Genomic DNA, 14,987 nt, shown 5'->3' on the forward strand with positions numbered 1-14,987 from the left:
TATTTAGCGCCAAGGTAATATAGCAAGCGCATTACAGTTTTTTAGTGGATGCTATATATTATTTCAAATATCACGCAAGGAGCACTGGTGTATTGGTTAATAGGTAGCTTTATCATCCTTGCTATGATGGGTGTTTTGGCGGTTGCTGATAGCACGCCTATACCAATAATGCCGCTATTTATGGATAGCGCCAGCACTCCTGTTCTGACTATTTCATTCGTACTTCTTACCTTTATTTTAATTTTGATCAGCCAGTTTACTATCCCGTCAGCTTATCCTATCAATTCTGTAAAAAATACGTCTCATCACTCTAGGTTTGCTTCTCGTATTCTCTATTTTATATCAATCGCTATACTAGCAAGCACTTTGGTTATCGGCAGTGGTTTGAAGGCACTAGTAAGTCATCAACAAGCAGACGATCAAAAAATTACTGAGCCTATGCGTGTGCAGGCTTTGGTTCATATAGAGGGAATAAGCGATAGTGTGTATGATGCTGGTACCGATACTGGCTATCGGCAAGTGGCGATCATCAGTCAAATATTGCCATTGGTTTCTGAGCTGACAGCGCAAGACTTGAATAGAGTGACAGCGGAATATGGAGCAGGGCTAAATAATAGCCTAAGCGGCAATGATATCAAGTATGAGTCTTCAAATGCCATATCTTCACATCAAAACACACTTGCTGAAAACGCTGTTCAAGATAAGGTATACCGCGTCCTACTCAATGCTTATCCAAAAAAGCCAGCCAAACAGTCATCTAAGACTAACTCTCAGAAAAAATCTAAGAAAACAGAAAAACAAAGTCAGATTGCTGACTTAAATCATTTGCAGCCGGGTGATAGATTGTTTATGACCTTGACGCTGGCACCGCTTGCTACTTCTGAGCAAGTATCAAATAACCCATCAGGGTTTGATAGTTATCGCTGGCTACGTAGTCGGCACATTGACGGCGTTGCCAATATACTGGCTACCAGCAGCGCGATTTTGCCATCCAGTCACCCACAGATACAGTCACATTCAAATTCAAATTCGCATTTACTCTCTTCTGATTCTTATTTAACACGGTTGCGTACTGCTATTGACCAAGGGCGTTGGCAATTACGCCAGCACTTTTATAAAGATTGGGCTACAAATACTGCTGCAGAGCAACAAGCAAAAGCGGTCACATTAAGCTTGCTGACCGGTGATCGCAGTTTAATTAATCGTGAGACCAAAGATCTATATCAGTTGGCTGGCATTTCACACTTATTAGCAATATCGGGTACGCATGTTTTGTTTTTAGCGATTGTGCTGGCTGGTATAGTTATTCTACTAGCTAATCGTATGTATCCCGCTTTATATCGCTATATTCCGCGCTGGCACGTACGTTGGTGGGTGATGATTAGCGCCGCATTTATTTATGCATTGTTTACAGGGTTTGATGTGCCCGCTGCACGTACCGCATGGATGCTACTGGCAATTGGTCTGACAAGACTAACTTTATTACCTGTCAGTACCATGCGCGTATTATTTGCTCTGGCAGTACTGATGGCATGGCATGACCCTTATGTATTATGGCAAGCAGGTTATTGGCTGTCTTTTATTGCCGTGGCATTATTGCTTAAATATGAAGATACCTCACAAAATCAGCCATTAACATCAAACCAACCCTCTACTTCCTATGACAAATTACTCAGACGTTTATGGCTAAACTTTAAGCGCTTATTTAAGTTGCAGTGTTGGCTATTCCTCGCTCTATTACCTGTGACTTTGTTGCTCTTTGGCAAAGCATCACTATGGGGATTAATCGTCAATCTCTTTGCTATTGGCTTATTTGGTTGGATTATCGTACCGCTTAATTTATTGGCTGGGCTTTGCTATCTTATATTGCCGTCTGTAGCCGATATTATTTGGATGTTAGTCACTGCGATTATCAGTAACCTACACGAACTGATAGGATGGCTAACGGCAATGCCTGTGCTATCAGATGCGTGGCTTTATACGCCCGTCAATGCCGCTATTTTGCTCATGGCATTATTAACCATGTTACCTTGGTTGCTACCTCGCGGTCTGATCAGTCATTGGCTAGTATTGCCACCGCTCAGTCTTTTGGTAATGACGGTATATGCCAATCAGCAGTCACTGACTACGACACCCACTCTATATATATTGCCAACGGGTGATCATTATATAAGTGCCGCTTTATTACAATATCCTGTCGTCAATGATAAAGATGCCAAAAATACCAGCTGGCTGTTTTTGGCAGATCATAGACCCAGTAACACTAAAACTAAGACCATGCCCAGCAATCTGACGGCAGATAAATTCTCTACCACGTTAGAGCAACAATTGGGCAGCTTATCTGTCAACAAGCTAGAGGGCATCGTCGTACAAAGCAGTAGTAGTGGCGTGACTGATTCACGCGTTTACGATAAAAAGAGCAGCGCAGTGAGTCCTAATGATTCAGAACTCTTACCCATGATAGTCGCTCAGCTCAGTCAGAGATTGCCTGTGAGCCAATACTGGCAAGCAGGACGTAGTGAGCGTTGGTCTGCGCTACATCAAGCTTATAAAGTTACTACGGACTCTCAAAAGACGGCAACTATTAGCGCCCAACGTTGCGAATCTGGTGAAATATGGCAGCTGCCAAATGGCAACTTAACGTTGCAAGCAATCACAGGCTGGAGCAAGATAGAGGATGCCAGTGTTTGGGATTGTACTGTGGCTATTGATAGCAGCACGACCATACGAGTGCTCAAGTATCAAGCAAACGATCCTCTCAAGTCATTACCTGCTAACTCGCAAACACTCATGTCAAAAAGCCAACCACTATCTAACCAAGCAAATATGTTGCAATCGCGGCTAATTTTGAATGCAGATACGCATGAGAGAATTTGGCAAATGTGGTCGTTGCTATGCTCGGCTGATTTAACCAATAGCAATATAGCCATGAATCATACGACATGGTTAGGTCACAGTACCTCACATATCCCGAATGAGGTAATCAGCCAGCAACAAATAGATGAGATAATAACCTATGATAATAAACCGTTAGAAGTGGCTTTATCTTCTGATGCGCTATTCAAAGAGGGTGATTAGGAATTGTTCCAATATCAATAATGTTGCAGATGTTATTGGGAACTCCTAATATCTAGCGATAGTGTTTTATTTGTGATATCACATTTATAAAATACACGTATTTCACAGCGATGCTATTGAACCACGAGTAAAATGGCACCATACTTAACCACCTATTCATACAGAAAACTTAAACAGTAAGAATCTCGAATTTTCTGTCGCAAGTTTATATAATCTGTCTTTTATCGTTTTACATTGTTTCTACTTAGGAAGTTATATGCCCAACTGGCCGCCAGACCCTAACAAACGTCCTGATAATTCGGCAAATCAGCCAGCACCGATGCAGCAGTCAAACCAGCCGAGCGGGCAAGAATGGCGACTGATTGAAAATACTTTATTAGCAAGCGTGGTCGAGCAACGCCGTGCCCGTCGTTGGAGTATTTTCTTTAAGCTATTGACCTTTGGCTATATTTTATTGATATTTTTGACGATTGGTCGTAGCTGTAGTACTGAAGCACCCACTGGTCTTGATGGTATCGATACCAGTAAGCCGCATTTGGCAGTGGTTGAGCTTCAAGGAACTATTAGCAGTGGTGATGTCGCTAATGCTTATGATGTCAATGATGCGCTCACACGCGCCTTTAAAAACAGTAACTCAAAGGCAGTGGCGCTCGACATCAACTCACCGGGTGGCTCGCCTGTGCAGTCAGATGAAATCTGGCAGACTATGATGGATTTGCGTAAAGAATATCCAGATAAAAAGCTTTATGCAGTGATTGGTGATATGGGGGCTTCTGGCGCGTATTATATCGCATCAGCGGCTGATGAGATTTATGTCAACCCATCAAGCCTAGTCGGTTCGATCGGCGTCATTATGCCAAGCTATAATGTAAAAGGCTTGATGGACAAGGTCGGCGTAGAAGATCGTACCATTACAGCAGGTGAATATAAAGATATCTTGAGTTTGTCACGTCCCCTAACGGATTATGAAGAAAAGCATGTTGAAAAAGTGCTAGACAATACTCATAAGCACTTTATTAATGCCGTAAAAGAAGGTCGTGGCGATCGTCTAAAAAATCCTGAACAAAATAAGCTGTTTTCGGGACTGTTTTGGACAGGTGAGCAATCTATCGAGCTTGGCTTGGCGGATAAAAAAGGCAGTATTTCAAGTTTAGAGAAGCAGCTTAAATTAAATAACGTGGTTAATTATACGCCAAGTGATCCGTTCCAATTATTTATGGATCGCTTCGCCGTTAAATTGGGCGCAGGTGTGGGTTCAAGCATCAATCTTGATCTCTTGCCACAAGAAGAAGGCAACGCCCAGATGCGTTAATAGACTTTAATTTTTAGCGTTACCGTGTATGATTGTTAAGGCTGAGCGTATGATTACGCTCAGCCTTATTTATGTGTCGCTATCTAGCATTTAAAACCATAAATACAATACAAACCGTTATAACAACTAATGAGAATGTGTCATGAGTGAAGTCAATTTGCAGTCTTTTGCGTCCTTACCGATATCGAAAATAACCCAAAAACCAGTCATCCATTTTGCTCATGCCAACGGGATGCCAAGTCCTGTCTATGAGCCATTTTTTGAGAAATTGGCTGAATTTTTTACCATTGAATATATTTCCATGTTAGGCGATACGGCTGATTATCCGGTCGATAACCAATGGCGAAGTCTCACGCAGCACATTGTCGATAGTGTTAAAGATACCTGTAAAAAACATGGCGTTAAGCAAGTCGTAGCCGTCGGGCATTCGCTTGGTGCCATGTGTACCTTGCAAGCGTTGTACCGTGCACCCGAGTACTTTTCGCAAGCCGTTCTGATGGATCCACCATGGATTTATGGCAAAGTTAGCTTGTTATGGCATCTTGCCAAGACAGCAGATCGATTGCCATTGATGAATAATCGTTTGATGGATAAGCTATCGCCAGCTGGCGTGTCTAAGCATCGCCGTGACGTATGGGATAGCCGAGAAGATGCGTATGACAAACTGCGCCATAAAGGATTTTTTAAAGATTTTACTGAGCGCAGTTTTCAAGGTTATATTGAGCATGGTCTGCATAAGCGTGCCGATGGTAAAGTTACCTTGGCGATTCCAAAAGCCAGTGAAGTCGCCGTCTTTCGGACTAACCCTTCTTGGTATTGGTTGACCCCAAATCGTGCCCCTAAAGTGCCAGTTACCTTGATTATTGGTGAGCACAGTATCTTTTTAAAACGTCGATTCCCGCAACAAATAAAGTCGCGCTTACGTATTCCTTATATTACTCATGCGGGCGGTCATATGTTTCCACTTGAGCATCCAGAGTCTGTGTCAGAGCAGGTATTAGCATTGATTGAAAAACAGTTATCTGCCAAATAACAACAGGCTTTATTTTTAATCAATTTCCTTACGCTAAACCGATTGTCTTTGTGAGCAGTTTTTTAAGCAATGCTTCAGTATCTTTTCGAGTAAACCTATTATGTCAATGCGAATGCCAAATAAGAGCGCCGCTGAAACCAATAAAGTTGTCATACATCCTCAGCCTTTATTTACACGCTTAGGCACTTTACTGCTTATCATAGGCATGGTGGTTTTTTTCTTTATCAGTCAATTAATCGGGATTTACATCGCTGGCAAACTGGTATTACCAACTGCCAAAAGCGCAACGGTCGGCGACATTTTCTTTTTTGGCAGCAATGATGGAACGGTTGTCAGTATTTCTATCATGATAGGCTGCGTGCTATTAATGGCAATCAGTGCGTTGGTTATACGCGTGAGAGGCGGCAATTTAAAGCAGTATTTAGCATTAAGACCGTTCTCATTGGCGGTTGGTATGGGCATGATAGGGCTGCTGTTGATATTTATGATTGGCAGTCAGGCATTGACGTATGTGCTTGATAAATCACCGCTGGCGTTTGTAGATCCTTTATATCAGTCTGTCAACTCAGTATGGCTACTTATTTTTGCGATGGTTATCGTCGCGCCCATTTATGAGGAGCTCATATTTCGTGGCATATTGTGGTCGGCGATTGCAGAGCAGTTTACCTCGCCACCTGATACAGAATATCGCGGGGCAATCGTAGCAAGTCTGGTGACCAGTTTGATATTTGCGGTCATTCATTTACAATATGGAATTTATGAGATCAGTACCATCGTGGTACTGGCATTACTATTTTGCTATGCGCGGATCAAATCAGGCTCGCTGATATTGCCCATGTTATTACATATTATAAATAACGGCGCGGCTATGTGGCAGTATTTGGCGCAAGGAACATAAAGAATAACAGTGAATATTTGATAATTAATACTCACGCCGTATGCATTGTTATTTAATAATAGATTTTATCAAGCGTCAAGCGTCAGGATTAAGGGCTAATACCTCAGTCGCCGCGTGCTTGATATCATCGAGGGTCAAGTGAGGCTTACCGCTCAATGCTTGACGCCATTTTCGAGCACCCACTAATCCTTGGAATAACCCTAAATAGTGCCGAGTCATCGTTGGAAGCGCTTCACCTTTAGCTATTTGCTCTTCTAAATAAGGATACAGCTGAGCTAGTATATCTGAACGCTTCGGGACAGGGGTGTCCCACAAGCTATTGGCTTCGGCTAACAAATACGGGTTGTGATAAAAGGCGCGTCCAATCATAACGCCATCGATATGCTCAAGATGCGCCTCAATATCAGCGACGGTCTCAATCCCACCATTTATCTCAATATCAAGGGTAGGAAAGTCCTGCTTTAAACGATACACATCTTCATAACGCAGTGGCGGTATTTCACGATTTTGCTTTGGGCTCAAGCCTTGTAGCCACGCCGTACGCGCATGAACGATAAAGCGTGTACAACCACCTGCTGCTACCTTTTGTACAAAATCTGCCATAAATTCATAACTGTCAAAGTCATCAATGCCAATACGATGCTTGACCGTGACTGGAATGTCGACTGCCGCTTGCATATGCTTAATCAAATCTGCAACGGTATTGGGTTCTGCCATTAAGCAGGCACCGATTTTATTGTGCTGTACACGATCAGAGGGGCAGCCCACATTAATATTAACCTCATCATAACCATGCTGCTGAGCAAATTCTGCACACTGCGTCATCTCAGTGATATCTGCGCCGCCAAGTTGCAATACCAACGGATGTTCAAGAGTATCAAAGCGTAAATGCCGTGCACGATTGCCATGTATCAGCGCGCCCGTACTGATCATCTCGGTGTACAAATAGACATGTGGGTTAAAAAGACGGGCAAAATAACGATAATCCGTCGTTGTCCAATCGATCATGGGTGCAACCGAAATACGTTTGTTGGTCATATCAACCATAATGGTTAAGCCTTAATTTTTTAGAAATTTTTGAAGATGTATATGCTAAATGCTGATGGTATATGTGTCAGTTTACGTATCACTTGCAATGGCTTGTAAAGCTATAATGAATAGGCTAATAAGAGATCAGCCTATTTGGATAAAATAACATTATATGACCTGATCGATTTTTTTGAATTCAGGCAGATTATAAAAATAAATCCCCATGATGATGGCAATAAAACCGATAAAAGTGATATAGAGTGCGGGTGAAAAGCTCACATATAAAGTGGCATAGCCGAGCCCAAATGGCACCAATACCCCAACGATACCATAAGTGACATTGTAGCAAAAAGCCATTCCGGTGAGCCGCACATTGGTAGGAAAAAGCTGAATCAAGATGGCAGGTATCATGCCGATAACACCTGCACAAAAGCCTAAAAGTGCATACATAATAAGGATATAGTCGCCACTTGCCTCTAAATGATAGAAGAAAGCAAGCATTTGAGCGATTAAGATAATAGAGCCTATCGCCAAAATTTTGCCAAAGTTTTGGTGGTTAGAGATGATGCCATAAAAAATACAGCCAAAAATCATAAAAACGATGCCAAGACTGTGTGAGAATCCAAACAAGTCAGTATCGAGCGTAAAGCGTAATTCAATCAAATCAGGCAATAAAATAACCACTACTGTGGTGATGCTTGAGACAATTAAAGTGAGAACCAGACCTATAAAGATAGCATGCTTGCAATGCTTAAATAGGGTCGTAAAAGGCTTAGCAACATAATCGCTAGGTCTTGATTTTTTCATCTGAGTGAAAAACGGAGTTTCTTCTATCCATCGCCAGGCAAGGAGCGGTAAAACTGTCAGGATAGCCGCTATAAAGAAAGGCAAACGCCAGCCATAATCTGCCAATTGCTCAGTGGTCAACGTACTGCTTAACCAAAGAAAAAAACCATTAGAAAATAAAACACCCACAAAAAAACTGGCAGTCACATAGCTACAGCCTACTGACAGATATTGGCGCGGTACGTGCTCTGCAACGAACACCCAAGAGAGTGGCACATAAAGACCATAGGCCATGCCATGTATGATTCGCAAGACGATAAACAATGCAGGCGCTGCCAAACCCCATTGTGCATAAGTAGGCAAACATCCCATCGCCAATAAGCTTGCTGCCGTAATCAAGATACTGATTAGTAATAACGGTTTACGACCTTTTATATCGCCATAACGTCCAAAGATAACACCGCCAATTGGGCGTGCCACATAACCAATTGCAAATAATGACAGCCCCTGTATCTTCATAAGATTGGGATCTGAGCTAACAGGAAATAAAGTCGCTGCCAACATATCTGCAAGATATAGGTATATTAAAAAGTCGAAAAACGCTATTGCACTGCTATAGCAAGTAAACAGTACCGTATTTTTATCTTTAGAAGACATAAGTGCATATTGAGAACGAGAAGGCATATTAGGTCACGCATCCAGACATTAAGGTATTCGTTAAGGCAGTCATTATCTAAATAACTGCCTATAATAAAAAACGATAAATCATCATTGCTAATGATTTATCGTCAAAATAAAGACGTTTATGTCAAATATGATTATATGAAACAGAATTAAGCCAAGAGCATTCAACTTCTGTTTTTTTATATTGAGCCAACTATAACAGCCAATCAATAGGTAACCATGACATGATGGTTAGCCAAACATGGTCACTGACATCGACGCGCGGCTCTGAATCATAAATGACTTTCTTATCTTTTTCCATGGTATGCCATTGTAAATCACCGTTTTCTAGTAACTTCACTTCATACGCTTGGTTTAGTAAGTCATCGCTCAATGCACCATGCAACTGAGTGGCAAGCTCCTCATCATTGATAATCACGCCCATCTCAGTATTGATATTAGCCGAGCGCGGGTCAACATTATATGAGCCAATGAATACTTGATAGTCATCAACGGCGAAAGCTTTTGCATGTAAACTGGTTGAAGATTGGCTACGCGCTTTCCAAAGTTTGTTTTCACGCTTTTCTTCAGAAGCGGTTGATTTTAGCTCATAAATCTTGACTCCTGCGCGCAGTAAACTAGGACGCCATTGGCTATAGCCAGAATGTACCGCTGTTACGTCGGTTGCATCAAATGAATTGGTGAGAATTTTGATTTCGATACCAGATTCCGCTAATGCGACCAACGTATTAACACCGTCTTTGGTCGGTACAAAGTAGGAGGAGATAATAGTCAGTTTCTTTGATGGACTACCAAGCAAAGTGCGCAGCTGATGCACCAAATTGGTGTCTGCTGGCACAGTTTTAGTCAATTTACCGACGTCATCACTTAAGAATTGCATGTCCGTCCAGCGAAACGGCACTCGTTTATTAATCAAATCCGTATCGATAGAGGAGTCTTCTATGGCTGCTTTATACACTGATAAGCTGCCACTGCTACTACTTTTCTCATCGGCTTTTAACTTATCGAGCCCTTGTACGAAGTCAGTCGTCTCTCCTTTATCAAGAGTGGCTAAGGTTTGAATATCGAATGATATTGGTGCTGACCAGTAGCTGGCAAAGCTATTATCAATATCTGCCACCACTTTACCAATCAATAGTACATCCAAATCTGCGAACTGACTGCTTTTGTCATTGCTTAGGTATTCATCACCGATATTACGACCACCAATAATGGTGATTTGTTTATCAAAAATCATGCTTTTATTGTGCATGCGTCTATTGATACGTGGCAGACCGGTGACAAAATTTAAAGTCTGAAATTTACGATGCATGAGTGGATTGATGATACGCACCGCAATATTAGGGTGACTGGCAAAACGCAGTAAATGCTGATCAAACTTAGCATTATTATTAAAATCATCGAGCAGTAAACGTACGATCACGCCGCGCTCTGCCGCATCCCATAAGTCTTTGAGCATCAGCTGACCGGCTTGATCATCGTGCCAAATATAGTACTGGGCATCGATATTTCGCGTTGCCATACCCGTCAATATACTGCGTGAGGCAAAAGCATTGGCGCCCGTCACAATTGGATGATAGCCTGATAAATCAGGGTGAATCTCACTCTGTTGACTGATGGCAGCAACCAAATCAAGACTATCCGTGTTTGGGATAGCAAGGTCTGTGCTAACAGTCGTAGTATTTATAGGATCGCCCTCTTTTTGGGCGTCTTTTTCTATTTCAGCTTGTTTGCTGATGTCCGATTGGTATAAAGCATTGACCCGTGCAGATAGTGCTTGGCTTTCAGGCAAGTGCGGCTGCTTAGGTAAGCTTTGGCATCCACTAAGACCTAAGGTGAGACCGAGTGTCAGGCTCAACGATAAGTTGCTGGGTTCTATACTGAACATCGACATAAATAAATTACCTTAGTGAGCCTTTATATAATGGAGAAGTTGCCAAAAAATATGTATGGATTTCTTGGTGGTTTTGCAGATAATAACACTGATTATAAGGCATATGATAATATCGCCTAAGGCAAAGTTTAAATCGCCGCTAAGCTTATCAGGTGTCGGCATCTGTGCCTATTATAAATACGTTACTTTTATAAAATATTGCCTGTATTAGATCTTGTTCTTATTGGATCTAGGTAGCACAATTTTTGCTTCTTCTTTCTAATAAGTGATACGTTAGGCAAAATAATAGACAGTCAGCGCTGAAAACTGCTGCTTTGAAGCTGCTGCTTGGAATAATTTATCATGATATGATAACGCGAATACGTGAAGTTTATAATCAAAAATAAACGCTATTGTAAATAACAATCAAGGCAATGGAAACTTTATGAGTCAACCGCAAAATAAAGACAATATAAACGGCTTGGATGCAAACTGGTGCAATGATGCACTGGATTTAGAACTCGATTATGGTATGCAAACCATTGCAGTACGTGCAGGTCAGCATCGTACCGATGAGGGCGAACATTCAGAAGCTATTTTTACGACCAGCTCTTATGTATATAGCTCAGCAGCTGATGCTGCCAGTCATTTTGATGGCACTAAAACGGGCAATGTCTACTCACGTCATACCAATCCAAGCGTACGTACCTTTGAGCGCCGTTTAGCAGCACTTGAAAATGGTGAGCGTGCAGTCGCAACAGCCTCTGGCATGGGTGCGATTTTGACCATGTGTTTGGCGTACTTAAAAGCCGGTGACCATTTACTTGCTGCTAATCAGCTATTTGGCTCCTCTATTGGTCTGTTTAATAACTATATGGCAAAGTTTGGTGTAGAAGTCAGTTACGTTGATTGTTTCGACAATGACGCATGGGCAAATGCTGTTCAACCAAATACCAAGGTGATTTATTGCGAAAGCCCCAGTAATCCATTGGCACAGATTTGTGATATTGGCTTTTTAAGCCAGCTATGTAAAGCCAATGATATACTCTTGGTCGTTGACAACTGCTTTGCCACCCCAGCTTTGCAACGTCCGCTTGATTTGGGTGCCGATGTGGTGATTCATTCTGCAACCAAATACTTAGACGGTCAGGGTCGAGTACTTGGTGGCGCGTTAGTCGGTAGCGATAAGCTGATGCAAGAAGCGTTTACCGTCATACGTTCAGGCGGTATCAGCATGAGCCCTTTTAATGCTTGGGTCTTTACCAAAGGACTTGAAACACTTAAATTACGTATGCAAGCGCATTGTAGTAATGCCAATCAAGTGGCAAAGTTTTTGGTTAATCATCCCAATGTCAGCACCGTACACTTTTCAGGCTTGAGCGACCATCCATCGCATGAGTTGACCAAACGTCAGCATCATATGAAAGACGGCTTTGGAGCCATTATGGGTTTTGAAGTGCAGCCATCAGAGACGCGTGATTCAAAATCTGCCGCATGGCATGTCATTGATTCAACTCAAATGGTCTCTATCACCAATAATTTGGGTGATGCGAAAACAACGATTACCCATCCTGCAACAACGACCCATTTTCGTTTGAGCGCCCAAGAGCGCGCAGAAGCAGGCGTAAAAGATGGTCTTATTCGTCTGTCGGTCGGTCTAGAAGATGTGGAAGATATCATCAAAGATTTGGCGCGTGGTTTAGACAGTTTGTAAAGATAACGGTATAATTGCTATTAGTATTTTATTTTTTATTATCAAAACCCCCATTATTTATTATTAAAAAACCAAGAGGCAACTATGAATATCCAAGCATTGATGCAACAAGCACAAACCATGCAAAAGAAAGTCGAAGCAAACGTCGAAAATGCTAAAAAAGAGCTTGGCAATAAAGAAGTGCATGCAGAAGCGGGCAGTGGTCTGGTAAAAGTAACCATGACGGGTCGTCATGTGGTTAAGCGCTTGACCATTGATCCAAGCTTATTAGAAGATGAGCCAGATATGATCGAAGATCTTATCGCTGCTGCTATCAATGACGCGGTGCGCCAAGCAGATGCACTATATGAAGAAACCATGGCTGGTGCGACTTCAGGTATGGGCTTGCCACCAGGTATGCAAGGCATGTTCTAAGTAGCTGGTTCTTAAACGCTAAAGGCGACATATTAAAGAAAAATGGGGTTGTTATCGACATGATACGACCCCATTTTCATAGCTATGATTTATAAACAAAGGACATCACTTTGCTGACAGCCAAATTTGATCAGCTGGTCAAACAGTTGCGTATCTTGCCGGGCGTTGGTCAAAAAAGCGCTCAACGTATGGCGCTGCATCTGCTCACCAAAAAACGCCCACAAGGCATGGCACTTGCTCAAGCGCTTGATGAAGCGATGCGTGATATCGTCGAATGTCAGCGCTGCCATAGCTTTAGCGATGAGGCTGTTTGCCCATTATGCCAAGATCCTAGACGTGATGATGCATTGCTATGCGTGGTTGAGACTGCAGCTGACGTGATGGCGATAGAGCAGACGGCAGGCTATCGTGGGCGTTATTTTGTGTTAGGGGGTCACTTATCACCGATTGATGGCATTAGTGCTGATGATTTAAATATTGAGCAACTGGTCTGGCGCGTCAAGCAAGAGCCTGTTGAAGAGCTGATATTGGCGACCGGTACGACGGTCGAAGGGCAAACGACCGCGCACTTTATCAGTGAAGCAGTCAGTCGTCATGTCAATAAGGTTACGCGTCTGGCGCAAGGCGTACCTATGGGCGGCGAGCTTGAATATCTTGACAGCATGACCCTTGGACAAGCGATGCAAAATCGCTCCTTTTTATAACCTTCTTATCTTTATCAGATTAAAATCTTGCGCATTTTATTCAATGATGTGGTTATAATTGCTTATATTATTTTATCGCTTTCTCTTTTAATTTTATTAAGACGTGCTTTAGCGTTTTATTCTCTCTTATCAATGCAGGTATCTGCCCGTGTCTAACACTGCTCCAACCGAATCAAACCTTCAAAATACATTTTCGGCTGACGAAGTACAGCATTCAGTCAATCCAGCCAAATTAGTAGACCTGCCAGTAGAGCCGGATATTGACGCATTATTAGATATTGCTGATGAGGTTGCCGTCACTTGGGTACGTAAGCAAAGCCAGTTGGATGAAGTGATTGAGGCATTGGCCACTTGCGGGCGTGTGGCATTAGATACCGAGTTTATCAAGCGCGATACCTATTATCCACGCTTAGCACTGATACAGCTAAATACTGGAAATCATGTATATTTATTAGATGCGCCGCAGTTACAGCTGAGTGAGCTATGGCAAGCACTTATGAAAGTTGATGTGGCTATCTGGCATGCTTGTGGTGAAGATTTAGGTATATTTTATCTATTGTCCGGCTGCCCACCGCTGACCAATATTTTTGATACGCAAATTGCCTTGTCCTACTTAACAGGTCAATTACAGATGGGCTATCAGCAGGCGCTTGATGAGCAGCTCGATATGCATATTGATAAGGAACAAAGCCAGTCAGATTGGTTACAGCGTCCATTATCAGATGAGCAAGAGCAATATGCGATTGATGACGTGCGCTTTTTACCTGCGTTATATTTGAGTCTTGAATACGCCCTAAAATCTCAAGGTCTCTATGAGTATGTGTGGGAAGACTGTCAGCTTTACGCCAACGACTTATATGATGCTCAAAATGTTGCAGACGAGCAGATGTATCTAACCATGGCAGATTATCGCTATAGCTCTGAGCAAATGGCCATATTGCAGGCGGTAGCCACATGGCGTGAAGAGCTGGCGCGTTCGACCAATCAGCCACGTACTTTTGTCATAAAAAAACAAGCGGTGCGTGAGATTATCACTGAAAAACCAAACACGATGCGTGAGCTTGCGCATAAGACTACGATACATCGCAGTATGTTGCGACTATATGGTGAAGAGCTACTCAAAGTGATAAAAGAGGCGAAAAACCTTCATCCTGCTGAATATCCTGATTGTCTATTACCGCCGTATCGCTCAAAAAACAAAGTACTGTCAAAAGCGGTGCAACAAGCGATAGATGATCAAGCAAAAGTTACTGGCGTACCTGCCAATGTCTTGATGCGTAAAAAATGGCTTGGGCAATTATATGAAGTGATTGCTTTTGATAAAGATATCAGCGAGTTGCCGCAAGGGTTGAAAGGCTGGCGTCATGATTGGGTAATGCACACCTTTATTCCTGTTATCGAAGCGCATAAAATCGAGCTACAGCAAGGTATGGGTATCAATGTATAAGGTTTAACGCCTGAC

Annotated in this window: 11 protein-coding genes; 8 read left to right on the plus strand and 3 right to left on the minus strand. The window is 42.4% G+C overall.

What is annotated here, in order from left to right:
- The first annotated feature begins 87 nt into the window (after positions 1 to 87).
- The 4 genes from VLA57_RS08075 to VLA57_RS08090 all read left to right on the plus strand — a co-directional run bounded on the left by VLA57_RS08075 (position 88) and on the right by VLA57_RS08090 (position 6,321).
- On the plus strand, positions 88 to 3,078 hold the full coding sequence (locus VLA57_RS08075) for a ComEC/Rec2 family competence protein (RefSeq protein ID WP_333954800.1): 2,991 nt from the start codon (positions 88 to 90) through the stop codon (positions 3,076 to 3,078).
- A 256-nt stretch (positions 3,079 to 3,334) separates the two neighbouring features.
- Positions 3,335 to 4,390 (plus strand): signal peptide peptidase SppA, encoded by a 1,056-nt coding sequence (gene sppA, locus VLA57_RS08080; protein WP_133105308.1) that lies wholly within the window; start codon positions 3,335 to 3,337, stop codon positions 4,388 to 4,390.
- 142 nt (positions 4,391 to 4,532) lie between these two features.
- Positions 4,533 to 5,423, plus strand: coding sequence for an alpha/beta fold hydrolase (locus VLA57_RS08085; RefSeq protein WP_133105309.1), 891 nt, complete (start codon positions 4,533 to 4,535; stop codon positions 5,421 to 5,423).
- Between the two features lie 112 nt (positions 5,424 to 5,535).
- Entirely contained in the window at positions 5,536 to 6,321 is a 786-nt protein-coding gene (locus tag VLA57_RS08090; RefSeq protein WP_333954801.1) for a CPBP family intramembrane glutamic endopeptidase, read from the plus strand.
- 75 nt (positions 6,322 to 6,396) lie between these two features.
- Here the strand turns inward: VLA57_RS08090 and dusA are convergent, their stop codons facing one another.
- From dusA to VLA57_RS08105, 3 genes are all read right to left on the minus strand, one after another.
- Positions 6,397 to 7,368: a tRNA dihydrouridine(20/20a) synthase DusA gene (dusA, locus tag VLA57_RS08095; RefSeq protein WP_133105311.1), complete on the minus strand. Its 972-nt coding sequence runs from the start codon at positions 7,366 to 7,368 to the stop codon at positions 6,397 to 6,399.
- A gap of 150 nt (positions 7,369 to 7,518) precedes the next feature.
- The gene (locus tag VLA57_RS08100; RefSeq protein WP_133105312.1) at positions 7,519 to 8,820 is read right to left on the minus strand and encodes an MFS transporter; all 1,302 of its coding nucleotides are present in this window, start codon (positions 8,818 to 8,820) and stop codon (positions 7,519 to 7,521) included.
- A gap of 193 nt (positions 8,821 to 9,013) precedes the next feature.
- Positions 9,014 to 10,714 (minus strand): phospholipase D family protein, encoded by a 1,701-nt coding sequence (locus VLA57_RS08105; RefSeq protein ID WP_133105313.1) that lies wholly within the window; start codon positions 10,712 to 10,714, stop codon positions 9,014 to 9,016.
- A gap of 424 nt (positions 10,715 to 11,138) precedes the next feature.
- On the opposite strand from VLA57_RS08105, the gene VLA57_RS08110 reads away from it, so the two are divergent.
- From VLA57_RS08110 to VLA57_RS08125, 4 genes are all read left to right on the plus strand, one after another.
- The gene (locus tag VLA57_RS08110; RefSeq protein ID WP_133105314.1) at positions 11,139 to 12,407 is read left to right on the plus strand and encodes an O-succinylhomoserine sulfhydrylase; all 1,269 of its coding nucleotides are present in this window, start codon (positions 11,139 to 11,141) and stop codon (positions 12,405 to 12,407) included.
- 84 nt (positions 12,408 to 12,491) lie between these two features.
- Positions 12,492 to 12,821 (plus strand): YbaB/EbfC family nucleoid-associated protein, encoded by a 330-nt coding sequence (locus VLA57_RS08115; protein ID WP_011513146.1) that lies wholly within the window; start codon positions 12,492 to 12,494, stop codon positions 12,819 to 12,821.
- Between the two features lie 110 nt (positions 12,822 to 12,931).
- A complete protein-coding gene (gene recR / locus VLA57_RS08120; protein ID WP_020443082.1) occupies positions 12,932 to 13,525 on the plus strand; it encodes a recombination mediator RecR in 594 nt (197 codons plus the stop codon).
- 148 nt (positions 13,526 to 13,673) lie between these two features.
- Positions 13,674 to 14,972 (plus strand): ribonuclease D, encoded by a 1,299-nt coding sequence (locus tag VLA57_RS08125; RefSeq protein WP_133105315.1) that lies wholly within the window; start codon positions 13,674 to 13,676, stop codon positions 14,970 to 14,972.
- Positions 14,973 to 14,987: the final 15 nt, after the last annotated feature.

Origin of the sequence: Psychrobacter sp. S4(2024), from assembly GCF_036861305.1 — a bacterium.
Lineage (GTDB): Bacteria > Pseudomonadota > Gammaproteobacteria > Pseudomonadales > Moraxellaceae > Psychrobacter > Psychrobacter cryohalolentis.

Bases quoted from the DNA above. Each gene is read 5' to 3' on its own strand.
- VLA57_RS08105 (WP_133105313.1), bottom strand. From the start codon at position 10,714: ATGTCGATGTTCAGTATAGAACCCAGCAACTTATCGTTGAGCCTGACA.
- dusA (WP_133105311.1), bottom strand. From the start codon at position 7,368: ATGGTTGATATGACCAACAAACGTATTTCGGTTGCACCCATGATCGAT.
- VLA57_RS08115 (WP_011513146.1), top strand. From the start codon at position 12,492: ATGAATATCCAAGCATTGATGCAACAAGCACAAACCATGCAAAAGAAA.
- VLA57_RS08100 (WP_133105312.1), bottom strand. From the start codon at position 8,820: ATGCCTTCTCGTTCTCAATATGCACTTATGTCTTCTAAAGATAAAAAT.
- VLA57_RS08110 (WP_133105314.1), top strand. From the start codon at position 11,139: ATGAGTCAACCGCAAAATAAAGACAATATAAACGGCTTGGATGCAAAC.
- VLA57_RS08090 (WP_333954801.1), top strand. From the start codon at position 5,536: ATGCCAAATAAGAGCGCCGCTGAAACCAATAAAGTTGTCATACATCCT.
- VLA57_RS08085 (WP_133105309.1), top strand. From the start codon at position 4,533: ATGAGTGAAGTCAATTTGCAGTCTTTTGCGTCCTTACCGATATCGAAA.
- sppA (WP_133105308.1), top strand. From the start codon at position 3,335: ATGCCCAACTGGCCGCCAGACCCTAACAAACGTCCTGATAATTCGGCA.